General features: G+C 72.9%; 16 protein-coding genes. 4 read left to right on the top strand and 12 right to left on the bottom strand.

What is annotated here, in order from left to right; translation table 11 throughout:
• Positions 1-278: 278 nt before the first annotated feature.
• On the top strand, positions 279-1,214 hold the full coding sequence (locus ACWDNY_RS06410; protein ID WP_451644575.1) for a sucrase ferredoxin: 936 nt from the start codon (positions 279-281) through the stop codon (positions 1,212-1,214).
• Between the two features lie 125 nt (positions 1,215-1,339).
• Entirely contained in the window at positions 1,340-3,007 is a 1,668-nt protein-coding gene (locus ACWDNY_RS06405) for an ATP-binding protein (protein ID WP_451644574.1), read from the top strand.
• 99 nt (positions 3,008-3,106) lie between these two features.
• Here the strand turns inward: ACWDNY_RS06405 and ACWDNY_RS06400 are convergent, their stop codons facing one another.
• The 3 genes from ACWDNY_RS06400 to ACWDNY_RS06390 all read right to left on the bottom strand — a co-directional run bounded on the left by ACWDNY_RS06400 (position 3,107) and on the right by ACWDNY_RS06390 (position 5,920).
• A complete protein-coding gene (locus tag ACWDNY_RS06400; RefSeq protein WP_451644573.1) occupies positions 3,107-4,177 on the bottom strand; it encodes an ABC transporter substrate-binding protein in 1,071 nt (356 codons plus the stop codon).
• Between the two features lie 74 nt (positions 4,178-4,251).
• Positions 4,252-5,115, bottom strand: coding sequence for an ABC transporter permease (locus ACWDNY_RS06395; RefSeq protein ID WP_451644572.1), 864 nt, complete (start codon positions 5,113-5,115; stop codon positions 4,252-4,254).
• Positions 5,105-5,920 (bottom strand): ABC transporter ATP-binding protein, encoded by an 816-nt coding sequence (locus tag ACWDNY_RS06390; protein WP_451644571.1) that lies wholly within the window; start codon positions 5,918-5,920, stop codon positions 5,105-5,107. Before ACWDNY_RS06390 ends, ACWDNY_RS06395 begins: the two co-directional genes overlap by 11 nt.
• Positions 5,921-6,080: 160 nt before the next feature.
• Here ACWDNY_RS06390 and ACWDNY_RS06385 point away from each other — a divergent pair, with 160 nt between their 5' ends.
• The gene (locus ACWDNY_RS06385) at positions 6,081-6,770 is read left to right on the top strand and encodes a response regulator (protein WP_451644570.1); all 690 of its coding nucleotides are present in this window, start codon (positions 6,081-6,083) and stop codon (positions 6,768-6,770) included.
• 171 nt (positions 6,771-6,941) lie between these two features.
• Here ACWDNY_RS06385 and ACWDNY_RS06380 read toward each other — a convergent pair whose 3' ends face one another.
• The 3 genes from ACWDNY_RS06380 to ACWDNY_RS06370 form a co-directional block, all read right to left on the bottom strand.
• Complete coding sequence (locus ACWDNY_RS06380) at positions 6,942-8,534, bottom strand: solute symporter family protein (protein WP_451644569.1); 1,593 nt, start codon at positions 8,532-8,534, stop codon at positions 6,942-6,944.
• Complete coding sequence (locus ACWDNY_RS06375) at positions 8,531-9,073, bottom strand: DUF485 domain-containing protein (protein WP_451644568.1); 543 nt, start codon at positions 9,071-9,073, stop codon at positions 8,531-8,533. The genes ACWDNY_RS06380 and ACWDNY_RS06375 overlap by 4 nt, the downstream gene beginning before the upstream one ends.
• Before the next feature lie 235 nt (positions 9,074-9,308).
• Positions 9,309-11,432, bottom strand: a complete 2,124-nt coding sequence (locus ACWDNY_RS06370) for a DNA gyrase/topoisomerase IV subunit B (RefSeq protein WP_451644567.1) — start codon at positions 11,430-11,432, stop codon at positions 9,309-9,311.
• Positions 11,433-11,873: 441 nt separating this feature from the next.
• Between ACWDNY_RS06370 and ACWDNY_RS06365 the strand changes: the two genes are divergently transcribed.
• Positions 11,874-12,107, top strand: coding sequence for a DUF7455 domain-containing protein (locus ACWDNY_RS06365; RefSeq protein ID WP_451644566.1), 234 nt, complete (start codon positions 11,874-11,876; stop codon positions 12,105-12,107).
• A 120-nt stretch (positions 12,108-12,227) separates the two neighbouring features.
• On the opposite strand, the gene ACWDNY_RS06360 is transcribed toward ACWDNY_RS06365, so the two are convergent.
• The 6 genes from ACWDNY_RS06360 to ACWDNY_RS06335 form a co-directional block, all read right to left on the bottom strand.
• Positions 12,228-13,091, bottom strand: a complete 864-nt coding sequence (locus tag ACWDNY_RS06360; RefSeq protein ID WP_451644565.1) for a serine protease — start codon at positions 13,089-13,091, stop codon at positions 12,228-12,230.
• A 131-nt stretch (positions 13,092-13,222) separates the two neighbouring features.
• Positions 13,223-14,761 (bottom strand): RNA polymerase sigma factor, encoded by a 1,539-nt coding sequence (locus ACWDNY_RS06355; RefSeq protein WP_451644564.1) that lies wholly within the window; start codon positions 14,759-14,761, stop codon positions 13,223-13,225.
• Positions 14,762-15,204: 443 nt separating this feature from the next.
• Positions 15,205-16,095, bottom strand: a complete 891-nt coding sequence (locus ACWDNY_RS06350; protein WP_451644563.1) for a FadR/GntR family transcriptional regulator — start codon at positions 16,093-16,095, stop codon at positions 15,205-15,207.
• Positions 16,096-16,257: 162 nt separating this feature from the next.
• On the bottom strand, positions 16,258-19,410 hold the full coding sequence (locus tag ACWDNY_RS06345) for an ATP-binding cassette domain-containing protein (RefSeq protein WP_451644562.1): 3,153 nt from the start codon (positions 19,408-19,410) through the stop codon (positions 16,258-16,260).
• Positions 19,411-19,563: 153 nt separating this feature from the next.
• Positions 19,564-20,322: an NUDIX hydrolase gene (locus tag ACWDNY_RS06340; RefSeq protein ID WP_451644561.1), complete on the bottom strand. Its 759-nt coding sequence runs from the start codon at positions 20,320-20,322 to the stop codon at positions 19,564-19,566.
• A 128-nt stretch (positions 20,323-20,450) separates the two neighbouring features.
• Positions 20,451-22,586, bottom strand: a complete 2,136-nt coding sequence (locus ACWDNY_RS06335; protein ID WP_451644560.1) for a glycogen debranching N-terminal domain-containing protein — start codon at positions 22,584-22,586, stop codon at positions 20,451-20,453.
• Positions 22,587-22,743: the final 157 nt, after the last annotated feature.

Here is a 22,743-nt window from a genome sequence, read left to right as displayed (position 1 = left end):
CGCCCACCAGGACTGAATGCCGACCCAGGATACGAGCGGCCGCTCCCCGCCCCGGCGCGGGAACCGGTGCCCCGGAGCCCGTGCGGCGGACCGCCGGTCTCCTGATCAGCCGGCTTTCGCGCCGCTGCCGGAGTCGAGCGGCCCTCCCCGCCGCGGCCCCACCGCCGTCCACCTCCCCCGTCCGCCGGAGCCGCCGGGCGCCTGCGCCGCGGCCGACGCGGAGGTTCGCCCCCCGCCCCTGACGGTCGGGGCGGCCGGCTCAGGTTAGGCTCACCTGTGTGAGTACGTGCGCGACCGTCTCCCGGGACCTCGACGAGCCGATCTCCGGAACCGCGGCCACAGCGACGACGTGGCTGCTGCTGGAGCAGCCCGGCCCGTGGGGTCCCAAGGCGCTCACCTCCAGCCACCTGGACCCCGCTCTCGGGCGGGCCCTGGAGAGTGCGGCGAAGGGTACCGGCGTCCGCATCGCGCTCATCCGCCGTCCCGGGCGGCACGCCGACCGCCGCACGCCGTCCGTGCGCCAGGTGTTCGCGGCCCACACGCTTCCCGGCAACGCGTGGCTGCACAGCGCCACCACGTCCGACCCGGAGGCCCTCCTCCGGCTCGACTTCGACGCGCTGGGCAGGGGCGACCGGCGCGGCTTCGACGAGGTGCTGCGGGGCGGCCCCCACACCGGCGACCCGCTCGCGCTCGTGTGCACCAACGGCAGACGCGACCGGTGCTGCGCCCTCCTCGGCCGCCCGCTCGCCGCCGAGCTCGCCGCCTCCGGCGTGGAGGGCGTCTGGGAGGTCACCCATCTCGGCGGCCACCGCTTCGCGCCGACGCTCCTGGTGCTGCCCCACGGATACGCCTACGGCAGGGCGCAGGCCCACGCGGTCAAGGACGTCCTGCACGGCGTGCGGGAGGGCCGGGTCGCCCTCGACGGCTGCCGGGGCCGCTCGGCCTGGGAGCGGCCGGCTCAGGCCGCCGAGCTGGCGGTGCGCACGGCGGCGGGCGAGTACGCGGCCGACGCGCTGACCGTCGTCGGCACGGACGGTGCCGCGCCGCACTGGGAGGTGACCGTCGGCCACGTCGACGGGCGCCGCTGGAGCGTCCTGGTGTCCCAGGGCGCCTCCCAGCCGCCCCGCCCGGAGAGCTGCGGCGCCGCGGTCCTCGGTACCCCCGGGCGCCTGGACGTCGTCGCCGTCCGCGAACTGGCGACGGCACGGAGCTGACGGCCCCGCCGCCCGCGAGCGACCCCGCGGTGGCGGTGCGCCTCCCCGGCCCTCCCCGAAATCCGGTGAAGGATCCACACCCCGCCCCTGGGGCAGCCCCGGCCCACCCACGTACCGTCGTCCGCATGACCCGCACTCTCCCCACGCGCCGCAGGCGCCTCGGTCTGCCCCGGCGGGTGTTCTCACAGGTACTGCTGATGCAGCTGGCGATCGCCGCCGGCGTCGCAGTGCTTGCGACCGGGCTGTTCCTCGCGCCGCTCAGCCACCAGCTGGACGACCAGGCGATGCGCCGCGCACTCGCCATCGCGGAGACCACCGCCCAGAACCCGCGGATCGCCGAGGACCTGCGGCGGACCGCCCCCACGGCCGGCGGGCCCGTGCAGCGGGAGGCGGAGCGGATCCGGCGGGCCACCGGGGCCGAGTACATCGTGGTGATGGACCTACGAGGCGTGCGGTGGTCGCACACCGACCCGGCGCGCATCGGCAGCAAGGTGTCCACCGACCCCACCCCGGCTCTGGCCGGCCACGAGGTCATGCAGATCGACAGCGGTACCCTCGGCCGCTCGGCCCGCGGCAAGGTACCGCTGCTCGACGCCCGCGGGCGGATCGTCGGCGCCGTGTCGGTGGGCATCGCCTACGAGAGCGTGCGGGCCCGCCTGATCAGCGTCATCCCGGGTCTGCTCGCGTACGCGGGCGGAGCACTGGCCGTCGGCGCGACGGCCGCCTGGCTGGTCTCCCGCCGGATCCAGCGGCAGACCCGGGACCTGGCCTTCTCGGACATCGCCGCCCTGCTCGCGGAGCGCGAGGCGATGCTGCACGGCATCCGGGAGGCGGTCGTGGCCCTGGACCGCACGGGCCGCATCCGCCTCCTCAACGACGAGGCACGGCGCCTGCTGGGCATCGGCGACGAGGCGGTCGGCCGGTCGCCCGAGGAGGCGCTCGGCGCGGGACGCACCGCCGATGTCCTGGCCGGCCGGGTCACGGGCACCGACCTGCTGACCGTGCGCGGGCACCGCGTCCTCGTCGCCAACCGCATGCCGACGGGCGACGGCGGTGCCGTCGCGACCCTGCGCGACCGCACCGAACTGGAACGGCTGGGCCGCGAACTCGACTCCACGCGCGGCCTGATCGACGCGCTGCGGGCCAAGGACCACGAGCACGCCAACCACCTGCACACACTGCTCGGGCTGCTGGAACTGGAGATGTACGACGACGCCGTCGATTTCGTCGGGGAGGTCGTCGGCGACCACCGGGCCACGGCGGAGCAGGTCACCGAGAAGATCGAGGACCCGTTGCTGGCGGCGCTGCTGGTGGGCAAGGCGACGGTCGCCGCGGAACGCGGGGTCGCGCTGTGGGTGTCGGACCGGACGCGGCTGCCGAACCGGCTGGTCGACCCGCGCGGGCTGGTCACGATCGTCGGCAACCTGGTGGACAACGCGCTCGACGCGGTGGCGGCCACCCCGCACGCGCGGGTGGAGGTGGAACTGCGCGCCGAGGGACGCACCGCCGTGCTCCGGGTGTGCGACACGGGACCCGGGATCCCCGCGGACCGGCGCGAGCTGGTCTTCATGGAGGGGTGGTCGACCAAGACGCCGCCCGCACACGGCAAGCGCGGCATAGGGCTGTCGCTGGTCCGCAGGCTCGCCGAACGGCAGGGAGGGAGCGTGACGGTGGGCGAGGCGGACGGTTCGGGCGCGGAGTTCACGGTGGTGCTGCCGGAGGCACTCGCCGAGGACGGCCTGGAGGAACCGGACCTCACCGCCACCGACACCGCCGAGGAGGCCTCGCGATGACCCGCGCCCGGAGCGGACCGGGCCGGGGTCGGCAGCGGCCCGCAGCCGGGCGGACGGGCCGGGGACGGGGCCGGCGGCCGCGTCCCCGGCCCGCGGGCGTCAGCCGGCCGACTTGGCCGCCTGCTCGACGAACTCGGTCGTGTACGTCTTGGCCAGGTCCACCTTGGCGTTCTTGATGTTCGGGTTGAACGCCTTGAGGACCTTCTCGACGGTCTGCGGACCGTCGGCCGGCATCACGCCGTCCTCGGTGAACATCGGCAGGGTGCTCTTGACGGCCTCCGCGTAGAGGGTCTTGTCGCCCTGCGAGTAGTCGGCGGGCATCTTGGCCGCGATCTCGGCCGCGCTGTGCCCGGACATCCACCGGAGCGTCTTGACGAAGGCGTTGGCCAGCTTCTGCACCGCTTCCTTGTGGCTGTTGACCCACTCGGTCTGCATGTACAGGCTGGACGACGGGTACGGGCCGCCCAGCGCCTTCCGCGAGCCCTCCGGCGTCCGCATGTCGAGCAGGACGGTGCCCGCCTTCTTGTCCATGATCGTCGCGACGGTCGGGTCGGTCGTCATGCCGCCGTCGATGGCGCCCTTCTGCAGCGCGGAGACGAAGGTCGGTCCCGCGCCGACGGCGACCGGGGTGAACTCGCTGACGTCCACACCGTTCTGGACCGCGAGGTACTTGGTGAGGAAGTCGGTGGAGGAACCCAGGCCGGTGACGCCGAGCTTCTTGCCCTTGAAGTCCTTCGGGGACTTGATCCTGCCCGCCGCCTTGGTGGAGACGATCTCCACTTCACCGGGCGCGTGCGAGAACTGGACGACGGACTCCACCTGCTTGCCCTTGACCTGCAGGTCGAGGGTGTGGTCGTAGAAGCCGACCGCGCCCTGGACCTGGCCGGAGACGAGGGCGGTCTCGGCCTGGACGCCGGCCGGTTCGCTCAGCAGCTGCACGTCGAGGCCCTCGGCCTGGAAGTAGCCGAGGCGCTGGGTGAGCATGGCGGGCAGGTAGATGACCTTGTCCAGGCCGCCGACCATGATCTTGACGTGTTCACCCTTGCCGCCGCCCGAGCCGCTGCCGGTGTCGGCGGTGGAGCTCGCCGCGTCGTTGGCGCAGGCGGTGAGGGAGGACAGGGCGAGCAGGCCGGCGAGGGCCGACGCGGCGATTCTGGCGGTTGTGCGCATGACAGTTCACGTCCTTGTGAAGAGAGCGGTAGGGGACGGGCGAAAGCGGTACGGGGATGTCGTGAAGGGGCCGTTCAGCGCTCGGAGTCGGCGGGCTTCCAACGGAAGATGCGGCGCTCGGCGAAGGTGAGCAGCCCCTCGGCGAGGAGCGCGACGACGGCGAGGATGACCATCGCGGCGTACACGCCGGCCGCGTTGAAGGTGCCCTGGGACTGCGCGACGAGCAGGCCGACGCCCTTGGTGGCGCCGATGTACTCGCCGACGATGGCGCCGATGAGGGCGAAGCCGAAGCTGACGTGCAGACTGGTGAAGATCCATGACGTCGCCGACGGGATGACGACCTGGAAGGTGACCCGCCGGTCGCTCGCGCCGAGGATCCGGGCGTTGGCGACGAGGTTGCGGTCGACCTCGCGGGCGCCCTGGAAGGCGTTGAAGAACACCGGGAAGAAGACGAGGACGACGGCGGAGGCGATCTTGGAGGCCGGTCCCAGCCCGAACCAGATCACGAAGATCGGGGCGAGGACGATCCTCGGTATGGAGTTGAGCACCTTGATGTAGGGGCCGAGGACGTCGGCGAGGAAGGCGACGCGCCCCAGCGCGATACCGAGCACCACGCCGGCCACCACACCGAGCACCCAGCCGATCAGGGCTTCGTAGAGGGTGTACCAGATCTGCTCGCCCAGGGAGCCGAGCGCGGTCCCGTGCGTGAGCCAGGTCCAGATCTGGTCCCAGATCTGCGAGGGCATCGAGAAGTTGAACCGGTCGATGACCTCGGCTCGTGACAACCCCTCCCACAGGCCCAGCACGAGCACCAGGAGCAGGACGCGGCCGCCGACGACGACCGCCCTGCGTCTGCGGGCGGCGCGGGCACGGGAGTACGCGCGGTCGGGCGTCTTGGCCGTCTCGGCCACCGGTGTGGTGATGACCTCAGGCGACATGGGCGGCACTCCTCTCACGGGTGATGCGGACCTCTTCCCCGAGGGACTCCCAGATCTCGCGGTAGATGTCGACGAACCGCGTCTGCAGCCGGACCTCCTCGACCTTGCGCGGCCGCGGGAGGTCGATGTCGAAGGTCTGCTTCACGGTCGCCGGGCCGGCCGTCATCACGACGACCCTGTCGGCCAGTGCGATGGCCTCCTCCAGGTCGTGCGTGACGAACACGACGGACGCGCGGGTCCCCTCCCACAGCTCCAGCAACTCGTCCGACATCAGCGCCCGGGTCTGCACGTCGAGCGCCGAGAAGGGCTCGTCCATCAGCAGGATCTCCGGGTCGTTGACGAAGGTCGCGGCCAGCGCGACGCGCTTGCGCTGACCTCCGGAGAGCTGGTGCGGGTAGCGGTCCTCGAAGGCGGCGAGCCCGACCCTGGCCAGCCACGCGCGGGCCCGCCGCTTCGCCTCGTCCTTCGGCACCCCACGGAAGCGGGGGCCCGCCATGACGTTGGACAGCACCGTGCGCCACGGGAAGGTGGCGTCCTGCTGGAACACGAACCCGACCTTGTCGCCGACGCCGCGAACCGGCCGCCCGGCCACCAGCACCTCACCGTCTGTGGGTTCCTCCAGACCGCTGACCAAGGTCAGTGTGGTCGACTTGCCGCAGCCGGTGGGGCCGACCACGGCCACGAACTCGCCGCGCTCCACGGAGAGGTCGAGGTCCCGGACAGCCGCGTGCAGGTCCCCCGAGGGGGTCCTGAACGTTTTGCTCGCGCCCCGCAGTTCAATGGCGGGGCTGGTGTCTGCGCTCATGGGTGGGACGGTATGACCCGTCCCCGCCGCAGCAGCAGTCTTGTGGGCGCAAGACGTTCTTATGCTCGCAAGAACCTGTTGTGCTCGTTTTGATCGCGCTACAACAGCGGAGCCGAAGACACGGGCTCAGCGCTCGCCCGGCCGTGCAGAAAGAGGCTCGATGATTGACGTCCTGGTGGTCGACGACGACTTCCGTGTCGCGGAGATCAACGCCCAGTACGTGGGGAGGGTTCCCGGCTTCCGGGTGGTCGCCCGCGCGCACAGCGCCGCCCAGGCCCTGACGGCCGTGCAGGGCGCGGGCATAGACCTGGTCCTGCTCGACCACTACCTGCCCGACCGGACGGGCCTCGAACTCGTCCACCGGATGCGCGAACAGGGCCTCGGCACCGACGTCATAATGATCACGGCGGCCAGCGACGTGACGACCGTGCAGCAGGCCATGCGTCTGGGCGCACTGCACTACCTGGTCAAGCCCTTCACCTTCGCCGCGCTGCGCTCCCGCCTGGCCTCCTACGCCGCCCTGCGCCGCACCGTGGACCGGGTCGGCGGGCACGGCGTCGCCCAGGAGCAGGTGGACCGGATCTTCGGCGCCCTGCGCACCACGCCGGCGCCCCAGGCACCGGGCCTGCCCAGCGGCCACTCCGAACCGACCACGGACCTCATCTGCGGCGTCCTCCACGACGCCGACCGTCCGCTGTCGGCCCACGAGGTGGCCGCCCGGACCGGACTGAGCCGCTCCACGGCCCAGCGCTACCTCCGCCACCTGGAACAGGCCGGCCGCCTGCACCTGTCCCTCAGGTACGGCGACACGGGGCGCCCCGAGCACCGGTACGCGTGGGTGGCGCCGTAGTGGGCCGCCCCTCGCCGACGCGACCGGCGGCGCATGTGCCTCGCGCCGCCCCGCAGCGGCCACTTCCGCCCAGTGCCGCGGCAGGCAACGTTCGCCCGTCAATGGAGCGGCGTCCGGTGCGTGCTCTCGGCGTGCCGGCCGAACGCGGGGCGAAGGTTGCCTGCCGCGGCACTAGACGGCCCCCGCCCCCGTCAGCGACCGCACCTCGGTCTCCGCGTGCTTGGCCTCGTCCGGCGGTTCGGCCGAGGTCACGGTGCCGAGCCAGCCCGCGAGGAAGCCGAGCGGGATGGACACGAGGCCGGGGTTGTCCAGCGGGAAGTACTGGAAGTCGACACCGGGGAACAGCGAGCCGGGACCGCCGGACACCACCGGGGACAGCAGCACCAGGACCAGCGCCGGGAGCAGCCCGCCGTACACGGACCACACCGCGCCGCGGGTGGTGAAGCCGCGCCAGAACAGCGAGTAGAGCAGCACGGGCAGGTTCGCCGACGCGGCCACCGCGAAGGCCAGGCCGACCAGGAAGGCGACGTTGAGGTCGCGGGCGAGCAGCCCCAGCCCGATCGCCAGCAGGCCGATGCCGACGGCGGCGACCCGTGCCACCGCGACCTCACTGCGCCGCCGGGAGCCGCGCCGGCGCAGCGAGGCGTGCAGATCGTGGGCCACGGACGCCGAGGAGGCCAGGGTGATGCCCGCGACCACGGCGAGGATCGTGGCGAAGGCGACGGCCGCCACGACCGCGAACAGCACCGTGGCACCGGTGGAGTCGGCCCCTCCGCCCAGGTCGAGCGCCAGCAGGGGGACCGCCGTGTTCCCCGCCGCGTTCGACCCGCGCACGGCCTCCGGGCCGACGATCGCGGCCGCGCCGAAACCGAGGACGACGGCCATCAGGTAGAAGCCGCCGATGAGGCCGATGGACCAGAGCACCGACCGGCGGGCGGCCCGCGCGGTCGGCACGGTGTAGAAGCGCGAGAGGATGTGCGGCAGCCCTGCCGTGCCCAGCACCAGCGCCAGCCCCAGGCTGATGAAATCCAGGCGTGCGCTCCAGTCGCCGCCGTACTTCAGTCCGGGCGCGAGGAAGGCCGCCCCGTGGCCGCTGCGCTCGGCGGCGGTGAGCAGCAGACGGTCGATGTCGCCGTGGAAGCGGACCAGCACGAGAGCGGTCAGGACGACGGTGCCGCCGAGGAGCAGCACCGCCTTGACGATCTGGATCCAGGTGGTGGCCCGCATCCCGCCCAGGGACACGTAGATCACCATGAGCGCGCCGACGCCGACGACGGCCCAGGCCTGCGCCGCCTCGCCGGTCCGCCCGAGGAGCAGCCCGACCAGACTGCCCGCCCCCACCATCTGCGCCACCAGGTACAGGACGGACACGGTCACGGAGGAGGCGCCCGCCGCGATGCGCACCGGCCGCTCGCTCATCCGTGCCGCGACCACGTCGGCGAGGGTGAACCGTCCGCAGTTGCGGACCAGTTCGGCGACGAGGAAGAGCACCACCAGCCAGGCCACGAGGAAGCCGACCGCATACAGCAGCCCGTCGTACCCGAACAGCGCGATCAGCCCGGTGACACCGAGGAAGGAGGCGGCCGACATGTAGTCGCCCGCGATGGCAAAACCATTCTCCATGGGCGTGAAGAGCCGCCCGCCCGCGTAGAACTCCTCGGCGGAACCGTGCCGGTTGCGGCCCACCCAGGTGGTGATCGCCAGCGTGACCGCCACGAAGGCGCTGAACAGCAGGAGTGCCAGGGTCTGGTGGTCGCCGGTCACGAGGCACCACCCCGCACGCCGCGGGTCAGCTCCTGGGTGTCCCAGCGCAGGTCGAGCGCGGCCCGGTCACGGCGCAGCCGGGCGTGCCGGGCGTAGGCCCAGGCGAGGAGGAAGGTGCTGAGGAACTGGCCGAGACCCGCCAACATCGCCACGTTCACCGCGCCCGCCACCCGCCGGGCCATGAACTCGGGCGCGGTCGTCGCGGTGACGACGTACCCCACGTACCAGACGAGGAAGGCCGTGACGGCCGGGATCACGAAACCGCGGTACCGCCTGCGCACCTCCTGGAACGCCGCGCTGCGCTGCACCGCGACGTACACGTCGGCCGCCGCGCCGCAGCCCGGCTCGCGGTGCGCCGCCCGGACCGCCGGTGTGGGCGCGCCGGTGCTGTCCACCTCGCCCCAGCCGGAGGCCAGCGCGTCGTACCAGGGGTCGCGGTACCTCATGTCTCCGGGCCGGGGGGCCGGGGGCCGTCCGGCGTAGTGCTCGGCCACGTCCTCACCGCCGCCACCTCGGGGACGACCGTTGCTTGACTGCATGCCCAAGCATGGACAGAACGGGAGGACCTGCGACCTCCCTTCCCCCTGCTCTTCACCCCATCAGGTGACCCGCCCCGCACCGGCAACCGGCAGCCAGCGGCGCATGACAACGGGACCGGCACCGGGCCGGGCGGCGCGCCGCCCGGCCCGGTGCCGGTCCCGCCCGGCCGCGCACGCGCGCGGCGCCTCCCGAGGCCGGGGCGGGCGGACCCGGCGCACCGGAGCCCCGCGGCGGCTACGCGTCGATGCGCGAGCGGTCCAGCGTCGCCGCCGAGCTCGAGATGAACTCCTTGCGGGGTGCGACGTCGTTGCCCATGAGCAGGTCGAAGACCTGTTCCGCGGCCTCCAGGTCGGAGAGGTTGATCCGGCGCAGGGTGCGGTGGCGCGGGTCCATGGTCGTCTCGGCCAGCTGGTCGGCGTCCATCTCGCCGAGGCCCTTGTAGCGCTGGATCGAGTCCTTGTACCGGATGTTCTTGCTCTGGAGCTCCAGCAGCTTGTCGCGCAGCTCGCGGTCCGAGTACGTGTAGACGTACTTGTCCTGGCCCTTCTTCGGCTGGACCAGCTCCACGCGGTGCAGCGGCGGCACGGCGGCGAAGACCCGGCCCGCCTCGACCATGGGCCGCATGTAGCGGTGGAACAGCGTGAGTAGCAGCGTGCGGATGTGGGAGCCGTCGACGTCGGCGTCGGTCATCATGATGATCTTGCCGTAGCGGGCCGCGTCCAGGTCGAAGGTCCGGCCGGACCCGGCTCCTATGACCTGGATGATCGCGCCGCACTCGGCGTTCTTCAGCATGTCCGTCACGGACGACTTCTGGACGTTGAGGATCTTGCCGCGGATCGGCAGCAGTGCCTGGAACTCCGAGTTCCGGGCGAGCTTGGCCGTACCGAGCGCGGAGTCGCCCTCCACGATGAACAGCTCGCTGCGGTCGACGTCGTCACTGCGGCAGTCCGCCAGCTTGGCGGGCAGCGAGGAGGACTCCAGGGCCGTCTTCCGGCGCTGGGCGTCCTTGTGCTGGCGGGCGGCGATGCGCGTGCGGGCGGCGGCGACGGCCTTCTCCAGCACCACGCGGGCCTGCTGGGCGGCGTCGCGCTTGGTGGAGGTCAGGAACGCCTTCAGCTCCTTGGAGACCACGTTGGTCACGATGCGCCGGGCCGCCGAGGTGCCGAGGACCTCCTTGGTCTGGCCCTCGAACTGCGGCTCGGCGAGGCGCACGGTGACGACGGCGGTGAGGCCTTCCAGGGCGTCGTCCTTGACGATGTCGTCCTCGGCGACGCGCAGCAGCTTCTTGGCGCGCAGCACCTCGTTCATCGTCCGGGCGACGGCCTGCTCGAAGCCGGCGACGTGGGTGCCGCCCTTGGGGGTGGCGATGATGTTGACGAAGGACCGCAGCGTGGTCTCGTAGCCGGTGCCCCACCGCAGCGCGACGTCCACACCCAGTTCCCGGGTGACCTCGGTGGGCGTCATCTGCCCGTGCTCGTCGAGGACGGGGACCGTCTCCTTGAAGGTGCCCTGCCCGGTGAGGCGGAGGATGTCGCACACCGGCCTGTCGCTCGCCAGGAACTCGCAGAACTCGCTGATGCCGCCGTCGAAGCGGAAGGATTCCTCGCCCTTGCTGCCGCCGTCGCCGAGCCCGACCTCGTCACGGACGACAATGGTCAGGCCGGGCACCAGGAACGCGGTCTGGCGGGCGCGCTGGTGCAGTGTCTCCAGGGAGAGCTTGGCGTCCTTGAGGAAGATCTGGCGGTCGGCCCAGTAGCGGACGCGCGTGCCGGTGCGGCTCTTGGGGATCTTCCTCGCCTTGCGCAGGCCGCCCTTGGCCTCGAAGGCGGCGTCGGGTCCCCTCCCGCCGAACGCGCCGGGCACGCCGCGCCGGAAGCTGATGGCGTGGGTGTGGCCGTCGCGGTCGACCTCGACGTCCAGGCGGGCGGAGAGGGCGTTGACCACGGAGGCGCCTACGCCGTGCAGGCCTCCGGAGGCCGCGTAGGAGCCGCCGCCGAACTTGCCGCCCGCGTGCAGCTTGGTCATGACGACCTCGACGCCGGACAGGCCGGTCTTGGGCTCGACGTCGACCGGGATGCCGCGGCCGTTGTCCCGCACCTCGACGGAGCCGTCGTCGTGCAGGATCACCTCGATGTGGTCGCAGTAGCCGCCGAGGGCCTCGTCGACGGAGTTGTCGATGATCTCCCACAGGCAGTGCATCAGACCGCGGCTGTCGGTGGATCCGATGTACATGCCCGGGCGCTTGCGTACGGCCTCGAGCCCCTCGAGGACGAGCAGGTGCCGCGCGGTGTAGTTGGAACCGTCCCGGTCTGCTCCTGCCAGCAGCGCTGTGGACGGCACGGACGTCTCGGCGGTCACGCGGTTCGCTCCTCGCTGAATTTCAGATGGGGCCCTGTGGGGTAAGGCCGCGGCTTGGTTTGCCGCTCAGAGGGTACCGAGGCCTGGTAGAGCCGTTGCAACGCAACCCTCGGCAGGGAACCAGAGTAGTAGACAGTCGTAAGGACGTTCGATCCTTCGATGGAGTGAAGCGGGAATCACGTTCCCTTCCAGGCATGAACCATTTAGGCTCCGGGCACGTCCTCATGCACAACCGGCAACCCGGCCGGGGGGACCGACCATGACCGACAGCGCGAAACCGTAAGACACACAGACACGCAATACGGCACATTCGCCGCCACAGCGGCAGCAGACAGCCACCCCGGAAAACTTTTTTCGAGGAAAAGCCGCGATCGGGAACGTTTGGGGCTGGTTGGATGTTGACCCTGGTACGACAGCTCGTCGAGCTAGAGAAGAGGCGACGTGACTACTGTTCTGACCCCCGCGAGCCCGCTGACGGCCGCTGATCGATGCGACCGCTGCGGCGCCCAGGCATACCTGCGCGTCGTCCTGCTGAGCGGCGGAGAACTGCTCTTTTGCGCCCACCATGGTCGCAAGTTCGAGCCGGAACTCAAGAAGATCGCCGCTGAGATACAGGACGAAACCGAGCGCCTGACCTCCGTCAACACGACGACCGCGTCCGACGACGAGCGCTGACACCCTCGCACGACGAGCAGCGCCGGCGCAGGCCGGCACACGGGCGGCCGCCCCTGAAAAGCAGGAGCGGCCGCCCGTCGTCATGCCCGGCGTGACCCGTTCCGCGACGGGCCGCAGCGGTCAGGTCCCGGCGGGCACGCGCCCCGGCCCGCTCGCGCGGGCGGCCGGACTCAGCGCGCGGGCCACCTCGGACACGCGCGTGTAGACCCCCGGGCTCCCCGCGCGCCCGCAGCCGATCCCCCACGAGACCAGGCCGATCAGCTTCCCCCGCGCGACCAGCGGCCCGCCACTGTCCCCCTGGCAGGCATCGTGGCCGCCCTCCTTCTCCCCCGCACAGAGCATGGTCGCCGGCACGTAGGCGCTCTCGCCGGCGCCGCCCGGGTACGCCCGCCGGCACTCGGCGTCGGACAGGACGTGGACGGGGGCGGCGCGCAGGGTGTGCGCGTAGGCGGAGCCACCGGTGGTGTCCCCCCAGCCGTAGACCAGGGCGCTCGTGCCCGGTGCGTACGCCGTGTCGCCCGGCCCCGCCATCGCGATCACCGCGCTCGCGGGCACGGGCCGGGCGAGGGTGATCACGGCGAAGTCCCCGGAGTTGCGGGCGCCGTCGTAGCGCGGGTTGACCCACACACGGCGCACGGGGATCTCCTTGCCCTGCTGCGAGAGCAGATCCGTGCGGCCGGAGATGATCCTGAAGTCGGGTGTGGGTGGCGCGCCCAGGACCTCCCTGCCCAGACAGTGGGCGGCCGTCAGGACAGTGGTGCGGCCGACGGCCACGCCTCCACAGAACTGCCCGGCCCGGGTACCTCCGAAGCGGTCACGGCTGGCGAGAGCCACCGTCCACGGGCTCTGCGAGACGTCGACGGGGAACCCGCCTATGACGACGCTGTCGGCGCCGGCGGAGGAAGCCGTCACCATCGGTATCGCGGCCCCCGCGGCCGCCAGCACCAGCGGCCGGGCCAGAACCCGGGCAATGCGGTGTCGCATGCATGCTCCTTACTCCCGGTGTCATGGGTGACACCCAGAGTCATGCAGAGCCGCGCGACCCGCAGCACGAGGGCCCGGTCCCCACTGGGCTACTGGGGGGACCGGGCCCTTGCGTGCGTTACGGCTGCGACCTAGTCGAGGTAGTCGCGCAGCACCTGCGAACGCGACGGGTGGCGCAGCTTCGACATGGTCTTGGACTCGATCTGGCGGATGCGCTCGCGCGTGACGCCGTAGACCTTGCCGATCTCGTCGAGGGTCTTGGGCTGGCCGTCGGTGAGACCGAACCGCATGGAGACGACGCCCGCCTCGCGCTCGGACAGGGTGTCGAGCACCGAGTGCAGCTGCTCCTGCAGCAGGGTGAAGCTGACCGCGTCGGCGGGGACGACGGCCTCGGAGTCCTCGATGAGGTCACCGAACTCGCTGTCGCCGTCCTCGCCCAGCGGGGTGTGCAGGGAGATGGGCTCGCGGCCGTACTTCTGGACCTCGATGACCTTCTCCGGGGTCATGTCGAGCTCCTTGGCCAGCTCCTCCGGGGTGGGCTCGCGGCCCAGGTCCTGGAGCATCTGGCGCTGTACGCGCGCGAGCTTGTTGATGACCTCGACCATGTGCACCGGGATACGGATGGTGCGGGCCTGGTCGGCCATCGCGCGGGTGATCGCCTGCCGGATCCACCAGGTGGCGTACGTGGAGAACTTGTAGCCCTTGGTGTAGTCGAACTTCTCCACCGCGCGGATCAGACCGAGGTTGCCCTCCTGGATGAGGTCCAGGAAGAGCATGCCGCGGCCGGTGTACCGCTTGGCCAGCGAGACCACCAGACGGAGGTTGGCCTCCAGGAGGTGGTTCTTGGCGCGGCGGCCGTCCTCGGCGATGATCTCCAGCTCACGCTTGAGCTTGGGGGCGAGCTTGTCCGAGTTCGCCAGCTTGTCCTCGGCGAAGAGGCCCGCCTCGATGCGCTTGGCGAGCTCGACCTCCTGCTCGGCGTTGAGCAGGGGGACCTTGCCGATCTGCTTCAGGTAGTCCTTGACCGGGTCCGCGGTGGCACCGGCCGCGGCGACCTGCTGCGCGGGCGCGTCGTCCTCGTCCTCGTCGGAGAGCACGAAGCCGGCGCTCTCGGTGCCCTCGGGCTCCTCCGGCCCCGCCTTGGCCTCCTCGAGCACCTCGTCCTCGAGCACCTCGACGTCGTCCTTCTTGGCGGCGGTGGTCTTCTTGGCCGCCGTCTTCTTGGGCGCGGTCGTCTTCTTCGCCGCGGCCTTCTTGGCGGCGGTCGTCTTCTTGGCCGCCGCCTTCTTCGGCGCGTCGTCCTCGGCGGACGTGTCGGCGGGCGCCGCAGGCGTGGCGCCGGCGGTGGCCTTCCTGGTGGTCACCGTCTTCGCCGGGACCGACTTGGTGGCGGTGCGCTTGGCCGGACTCTTCGCTGCGACGCTCTTACGGGTCCGCTTGTTTGGTTCCGCGGCACTGACCATCAGCGTCACACCCTCTTCCTCGAGGATCTGGTTGAGGCTGCGCAGTACGTTCTTCCACTGAGTGGCCGGAATCTGGTCAGCTTCGAAGGCCCGACGCACATCGTCGCCGGCGATCTGCCCCTCAGCCTTTCCCCGCTCAATGAGCGCCATGACAGAGACGGACTCGGCGATCTCCGGCGGGAGCGTACGGGATGTGCTGGCCGACACGAACAACCTCTCGGAACGTTGGAAAACGGCTTCCGGCCCTGTCCACAGTGGACAGGAGCCGACCACCGGCCTTGGGATGGGCCGACGGCGCGGGCGGGGCCGGGAAGAGGCACAGCGCCGTGAACGGCGTCCGTATTCCTCCGCGGCTGTCACCTCTTAGGTCATCGCGCTGTCTCCACAAGCGTTACGCCCACTCTGCGTGGCCCGAGTCACACCCCGTAAGCATCAAAAACGGTCAGACAGGGTCAAGTGTGCTCGCTCTGCCGGTTGCGGCAGCCCGTCGGCGGACCCGCCGGAGCCGTGATCGCACGCGGACCCCGCCGGGTTCCCGAAGGATCCGGCGGGGTCCCGCGGAGACGTTCACCGGCCGGGCGGCGGCGCGACGGCACAGGCCGGGGCCGCCGTCCACGCGGACAGGCGTTCGTGTGCGCGTTCGCGCGTGCTCAGTGCTCGCGCGGCGCGGGGACCACGCGCTCCACCTCGGGGTGGACCGTGAGCAGCTGCCGCATGGCGGACTCGGCCGCCGATCCGTCGCCCGCCGCGAGCGCGTCGACGATCCGGGCGTGCTGCGCGAGGGCGGTCTCGTTCGGCCGGTCGCAGCCGGTGACCGGACCGCCGGAGACCTGGAGGGCGGCCGAGACGATTCCGGACAGGTGTTCCAGCATGCGGTTGCCCGCGACCTGGATCAGCAGCGTGTGGAACTCGGCGTCCGCGCGCGAGAAGGTCAGCGCGTCGCCCTGCCCCAGGGCGTGCCCCATGATCTCCACCATGTCGGCCAGGCGCTGCTGGACGTCCTCGCGCCCGTGCCCGGCGGCTAGACGGGCGGCCAGCGGCTCGATCGTCCAGCGCAGCTCGCTCAGCTCGCGGCGCTGGTCGTCACGCTGCGGCCCGAAGGCCCGCCACTCGATGATGTCCGGATCGAGGAGGTTCCAGTCACTGACCGGCCGCACGCGCGTGCCGACGTTCGGGCGGGCGCTGACCAGGCCCTTGGCCTCCAGAACGCGAAGCGACTCGCGGACGACGGTGCGGGACACCTCGAAACGCTGCCCGATCTCCTCGGGCACCAGCGGGCGATCGGCGCCCAGGTCCCCCGACACGATCATCTGTCCCAGCTGCTGGACGAGTTGGCCGTGCAGTCCGCGGCCGCGGCTGCCCGCGGCGCGCCGGCCCACCCGGCCCAGCTCCGGTTCGGCACTGCCCTCCCAGGCGGGCGGTGCGGCGCGATCGGGGACGGGGGTATCGGTGTAGGGATAGCGGTCGACTCCGCCCGGGCCGGCGATACCTGAGTCTGAGGAGCGGGCGGCGGTCATCATGGTGTGCGCAAGGGTACTCACGAGTCCTTTGTCGGCGCTGCTTCCAACTCCCTTGAGGTCTTTGGTGAAAAGCACACGAAAGGGTGATCGCCCACTTCGTCGCAATTGACGCCTTATCGAAAAGAAGTGGCGCTTCCATGGGAATTTGCCTGCATGGAGTGACCGAAAGAGCACACACAGCGATCACCGCGCCCGGCTGCGCAGGACCGTGAACAGATAGCCACAGGCAAGCGTGGCCAGGGACAATGTCAGCGCGGCGCCCACGGGTTGAGCGATCAAGCGGGCCGCCGCGGTGAGATAGCGGTCTCCGCCGAAGGGCCACTGCAACAGGAGCACGTGCCGCAACCTGACAGGTAGGCCGGACGCGAGCCGTGTCACCGCTGCCCCGTCCAGCGCCCACTGCAGAAGCGGTAAGACGAGGACGGGCACAGCGAGCACGGCCGCGACGCCGGCCGCGGTGGAGCGGAACAGACCCGCGGCCAGGACGCCGGCCCAGGCGCAGCCGACCACGAGTCCCGTCCAACTCGCACCCAGCCAGAGCCAGTCGCCGGGCACCCTGGTGAGCTCCGCCCCGTAGACGACGTAGAGCACCTCGGCGTCGCAGCCGATCGTGAGGAAGGCCAGGGCGAGCGCGGTGGCGGTGGCGACGAGGAGTTTCGCGGCGAGCAGCCCCAGCCGCCGGGGCACGGTGCCACGGTCCGCCGCCAGCGCGGGGTGGCGGAACTCGTCACCGAAGGAGAGCGCGCCGAGCAGGCCCGCGCCGAGGGCCGCCGGCGGGAGCGGCAGCAGCTGTGGCCAGCCGGCCAGCAGCCGTGCCTGCGGGGTGTGCCCGATCCGGCCCAGGAGCAGCGCCGTCAGCGCCGAGAGGGCGAGAACGGCGGCCCCGGTGACGAAGCCCGTGCCGACACCGGCGGCGCGGCGCAGCTCGTAGCGCAGGGGGCGGAGAGGGCCGGCGCCGGGACGGACGCGGATGGGTGGCGGCAGGGAGGAGCCGCCCCACGCGGCCGCCTCGGCGGGGCGCGGCGTGGGGATGGACGTCTGCGCGGTGCCGGAGGGGGCCGTGCCGGGAAGGTGCCGGTGGCGGACCGGCCGGGCCGGCGCACCCCCCTGAGCCGGTGCCTCATGGGCCGTCGCGTGCTGGGGTGCGCGCTGGGAAGCGGTCTGGACGCCCCCGCCGAGCGATCCGGCCGGTGCCGAGGCCGGGGTGTCGGTGCGCATCCGCCGCTGCCGGTCATCCGTTCGGGTCGATCGGAGATCTGTACGAGCGGATTCGGCCAGGGCATCCGCGTGCGCGGACCTGGCGGGCGCCTCCCGGCCGGCGGGCGTGGACGGGAGGTCGGTATGGGCGTGGGCGGCTTGGGGGCCGGTACGGGTGGGTGCGGCCTGAAGGCCGGTCCGGGCGGCCCCGGCCGGGAGGTCGGCGCGGGAAGACCCGGCCTGAACCTCGGCGCGGGCGGACCCGGCCGGGAGGTCGGTACGGGCCGGGGCCACCGGGACGTCGGCTCGGGCGGGCGGGGGCTTCAGGTCGGTGCGGGCGGGCGCGGGCGGGACGTGGGGGCGGTCGGGCTCTCCCGTCCTGTCCGAACCGCCGGAGCCGTTGCCGGAGGACGGGTGCCCGGGTGCCGCCGTGCCCGCGGCTTGCCCGTGCGCCCGCGCGTCCCCGCCGGGGGCGTGCGCGGGGAGGGCCGGGGAGGCGAGCGCGTGAAGGGAGGCAGGCGCCGGTTCCCGCGTGGCGGGCGTGCCGCCGGCGCGGTCGGCGCCCCAGCCGCTGCCCGGACGGACGGTGACGGCGGCATCCACGTCCGCGGCGCGCACCGCGGCGGCAACCGTCTCCCTGCGCACGGCCGCGGAAGCCGTGGCGCCTCTGTCACCGTGAGCCGCGGCGAGCGCGTCATCCCCGTGAACCCTGGGCTGGGCACCGGTCCGGTGAGCGGCGGCACGGGCACCGGTCCCGTCAGCCGTGGGCTGGGCGTCGCCCTCGTGGGCCGTGGGGCGGGTGCCGACCCCGCACGCCCTCTCGGGCTTCTCCCCGTCGCGGGCCGTGGTGTCGGCGTCTTCCGCCCGTGCCTCGACGGAGACGTCTTCCGCACGCCCCGCGCCCAGGGCGCGGTCCGCGGGGGGCGGCACGGGCTCCCTGCCGGACCGCCCGGCGCCACCGGCGCTGTCCGCGCGTGCGGAGAGGCGACCGTCCCGCGGGTGGACGGCGGATGTCTCCGGGGCGCCTACCGGGCGGAAGGCCGTGGACGTCGGTGCGGTCTCCGGCCGTTGCGTTCCGCCCCGCCTCTCGTCGCCGGGCGAGCGGGCGTCGGCGGGACGGCGGTCTCCGGCGGCGGACTCCCCCACTCCCGCACGGACGGGCTGCCCGGACGCCTGCTCCTTGCCGGGGGCCGCCGACGGCACCGACGGCGCCCCGGGCCGTTCGGCGGTCTGCGGCGCACTCGCGGGAGCCGGTCCCGCGCCGGGTCCCATGTCACCGACCTCGTCGGCGAGTTGGTGCACGAGAATGCCGTGCCGGAACGCGGTCTCGCCGATGTCGGCACACGTACTGCCGTAGACGTACAGCCGGTTGTCGTCCTCTCTGACGACCTCCACCGATCGCCGCTCGGTGCGGGCCTCCTTGGTGAGCAGGGCCGCGAGGCGGGTGGCGTGGGGGCTGCGGACGGCCACCCGGGGACGCAGCCGGTGGCGGCCGAAGTCCGCGGCGTCCTGGTCGGCGACGATCCTGCCCCGCTCGAGCGTGACGACACGGTCGGCCGTGCGCGCGGCCTCCTTGGGATCCGCCGTCGTGTAGAGGACCGTGCCGCCCTGGGCGGCGTGGGCCCGCAGCATGCCGTGGAGCCAGCGGTTTTCCCGCGCGGAGATTCCGTCGGCCGGTTCGTCGAGGACGAGCGTGTGCGGGTCGGCCAGCAGCGCGCAGGCCAGTCCGAGGCGGCGGTCGGTGCCGCGGGAGAGGCTACCCAGGCGCTCGTCGCGCAGGCTGACGAGGCCGACCACCTCGAGGACTTCGTCGGCACGTCGGGCCGGGACGCCCGCCGCGGCGCACAGCATGCGCAGGTGGCCGCGGACCGTGCGGGACGGATGCCCCGGTACCTCCCCCAGGAGGACACCGACCTCGTGCGACGGGTGAGGGATGTGGTGCAGGGGACGGCCCTTGAAGTGCGTGATGCCACGACCCTGTTGGAGTTCGAGCATGAGTCTGAGCGTCGTCGTCTTGCCCGCGCCCGACTGCCCGAGGAGCGCGGTGACACGACCCGCGTGCGCTTCGAACGAGACGTCGTCGACTGCGGGCGGAAGGTCCTTGCGGTGGTCGCTGGTCAGTCCGAAGGCCTGGATCACCCGCAGCAAGATAGCGCGTTATGCCCCTTTTTCCCGGTATCGCGGCGCACCTTTGACGAGCGCCGACGCCATCGCTCGGCCCCGTGTTCGCCGTTCGCAAGGAGGAACGGCCCGGCGAGCCGCGATCGCGAGCCGGATCGCCGCCTGCCGCAGTCAGACCTCGGGGCGCAGCATCGGGGGGTTCAGGTACGTGGCGCCGCCGGCCCGGAAGAGCTGGGCGGGCCTGCCTCCCTGGCGGGTGGTCGTCCCGCCGGTCGGCACCAGGAAGCCGGGGGTACCCGTCACCTTGCGGTGGAAGTTGCGCGGGTCCAGGGCCACGCCCCACACCGCCTCGTAGACGCGGCGCAGCTCGCCGACGGTGAATTCGGGCGGGCAGAAGGCGGTCGCCAGCGACGAGTACTCGATCTTGGAGCGGGCGCGCTCCACTCCGTCCGCCAGGATCTGCGCGTGGTCGAAGGCGAGCGGCGCCACCGGTTCGCCGTCGCGGCCGTATCCGTCCCGCGCCAGCAGCTCCTCGACGGGCGCCCAGCGTGCGTTGCTGGCGTCGCCGCCCGCGCGGGGCGCGGGCAGGTCGGGTGCCAGGGCGAGGTGGGCGACGCTGACCACGCGCATCCGGGGGTCTCGCTTGGGGTCGCCGTAGGTCGCGAGCTGTTCGAGGTGGGCGCCGTGGTCCTGAGCGGGGACGGAGGGGTCGTGCACGCGCAGCCCGGTCTCCTCGGCCAGCTCGCGCGCCGCGGCCTGCGCGAGGTCCTCGTCCCCCCGAACGAAGCCGCCGGGGAGCGCCCAGCGCCCCTGGAAGGGCTGCTCGCCCCTGCGGACCGCCAGCGCGCACAGGGCATGGCGACGGACGGTCAGCACGACCAGGTCCACGGTCACGGCGAAGGACGGAAAGGCTGACGGGTCGTAGGGCATGCCGCGATCATAGTCGTCTGCCTGACGATAAACACGCCCTTCGTGCGTCGCATCGACGGCCGGTCCGCACCGGTGGCGCCGACGGTCCGAGCCTGCGGCACGCCATCGCGCTCCCGTGTGGTCCCAGGTCAGGTGTTCACTCGCAGCCCGTCGGCCACCTCCTCCACCAGGGCGGCCCCGTGCCGGGCGACCCGCACGGAGAAGGGGGCGCCGGCCACCCGCAACCCGGTCAGGCGGATCTCCCCGCACGGTGCCGTGCGCACGGGACGCAGCGTGACCGTCCGGGCCGGGGCATCGGGGCGGATGCCCGCGAGCGTGGTCAGCAGCGAGATCACCGCGGCCGCGGCCGTGGCCGAGGGACGACAGGCGGCGGGGTGGGAAACGGGGGCGCTGATGCGGGTGCGCTGCTCCCCCGCGTACATCTCGGGCAGCCGGTGACCGAAGGCCTCCGCGGCGGCCAGTACGCCCCGCAGCAGGGAACCCGCCTCCTTCTCGTAACCGGCCGCGGCCAGTCCGGCGACGGCGACGGCCGTCTCCTGGACGCGCACGGCACCGGTGCGGTGGCCGAACGGGTTGTAGCCCGGCTCCTTGGTACTCAGCCCGCGCAGGCCCCAGCCCGTGTCCATGGCGGGGTCGCCGAGCAGCCGGGAGAGCTGCTCGGTCTGCGCCTTGTCGAGCAGGCCGGGTGCGTGTTCGCCACCGCCGAGCAGGCCCGTGTCGAGGAGGTGGACGGCGGTGGCGCCCAGGTGCGGCACGAGCCGCCCGGCCCGCGTGCGGGCGGCGGCCGGCCCACCGCCCGCGGGATCCTCGACCCAGAAGTCGTGCCGGAAGACCCTGCGCATCCGCTCCGCCCACTGCCGCAGCTCGGTGCCGCCCCGCCGCCCGAATGCGTCGAGCAGGTCGGCGCCCAGCAGCGCCGCGCGGTGGGCATGGGCCTGTGTCTCGCACCGGAGGGGGCCGTCGGGCAGCGGATCGGGCAGGAAGGTGCCGTCGCCGACGGCCGTCCGCAGCCAGGCCAGGCAGCGCTCCGCAGCCGGCAGCAGCCTCTCCGTCTCGGGCTCCGGCAGGCCCCAGCGGCGAGCCTCCGCGAGCACCGTGGGGAAGAGCAGGGTGGCGTCGGTGCCGGTGCAGCCGGGCGGAAGGTGGGTGCCCGCGTCACGCCGGGGCCCGGGGATCATGCCGGACTCGGGCCCCGGGCCCGTGAGCTGGGTCCGGGCGAGGGTGCGCAGCGTGCCGGCGGCGAGCCGGGTGCCGAGGGGCAGCGCCGACCGGGCCGCGGTGAGCGCCTCGGCCGGGGCCAGTCCGCAGCGCCAGGGTGCTCCGGCCGCGAGGTGCAGGTCGCCCGGGTGTGCCGGATCGGGCAGCAGCAGGGCGTGCAGGTCCTCGACGCCGGCCCGCAGCAACGCCGTGACCGGTACGGTGTCGCTGGTGGCGGACGCGGCGGCGAAAGGGCTCGCCGCCGCGCGGCCCACTGCCCGGACCGGGCCCGCACCGTCCTGGCGCACCCGCAGCTCCACGCTCGCCGAGCCTCCCGGGGGCAGGGTCAGCTCCCAGCGCAGCAGCCCGGCGCAGGCCAGCACGTCCGCGGGCGGCGGCTCCGCCGTGACCGAAGCGCTCGCGGTGGCACAGGACCAGCGGAGCCCGCAGGTGCGGACGGCGGCGGGCAGTTCGCCGCCCGAGCGGCCGGCGGCGATCGCGCTCAGCTCCGCGAGGTCCGTGCCGAGGGCCACCTCGAGCGGCAGGCGCAGCGGCCGCGGAGCCGCGCTGCGCAGCGTGATCCGTTCGGTGCCGTCCGCGTCGCGGGTCCGCTCGACGACCACCTCGGGATCGGGGCCGGAGGAGGGGAAGACGCGCAGGGTGCCCACGAAGCGGACGCGGTCGGCCGCGGTCATCCGGGCCTGGACGGTCACCGGTTCCCGTCCGCCCACCCGCACCTGGCAGCGCGAGAGCAGCCGCCGGCCGGCACGGTAGAAGCCCTCCAGTCCCCTGCCGTCGAGCTGTCCACGCGCGGTGGAGATCGCCAGCCCGGGAAGGGCGACGCAGATCAGGGTGTCGTGGGTCGTGGGCAGCTCCCCGGCGCGTCTGCCCTCGGCCGTCGACGGGGGCGACCGCCGCGGCCCGGAGTCGTGGGGCGCGGTCCGGGATGAGGACGGGGCGAGCCATGGGGCCAGGCCCGCGTCGGCCGACGGCGGCGCCCCGCCGGGGAAGGACGCGTCGCTCACGGTGGGGGCACCGGTGGCGGAGGGCGGAGTCGGCTGGTGCATGGGACGGCTTCCTCTGCGCTCGGTGGGCCTCCGGCGTGTTCGGCGCCGGGTGCGGGCTTCGGAGAAGTACGGCAGGCAGGGCGGCGCGCCCCGGCCGGGCGTTCCGCCACTCAGGTGAACGGCCCGGGACGGTCCCGGGTCACGCCCGGGCGCGGGA

The sequence above is a fragment of the Streptomyces sp. NPDC003697 genome (genome assembly GCF_053587115.1).
Note: the sequence above shows the minus strand (reverse complement) of the source record. Positions and strands in the feature narration are given on the sequence as shown.